Below are 252 nucleotides of genomic sequence, written 5' to 3' on the forward strand. Positions count from 1 at the left end.
CCATGAAGTGCGCGCCGCCATCCCGGCGCATGGCCGTAGTTTCGCGATGCTGTGGCGCGACCGGCTGATCGCCGGAGACCGCGCCGGCCTGCGCGCGCTGGCCTTTGAATCGCCCGCGCTCAAGGACGTGGAAGCGCTGGAACTGGTCAAGGAAGCGACCTGGCGCGGTTGCATCATGGCCGCGGCCGCGCTGGCCGTGTCGTGCAAACTGGCCGACAGCGAACAGGAAGACATTTCCGGCTGGCTGCGCAC

General features: G+C 68.7%; 1 pseudogene. It reads left to right on the top strand.

Annotation, left to right across the window (positions count from 1 at the left end):
• Positions 1-252: pseudogene (locus SB771_RS35915) on the top strand (hypothetical protein); the annotation flags it as partial.

The sequence above is a fragment of the Burkholderia sp. SIMBA_051 genome (assembly GCF_046534915.1).
Lineage (GTDB): Bacteria > Pseudomonadota > Gammaproteobacteria > Burkholderiales > Burkholderiaceae > Burkholderia > Burkholderia ambifaria.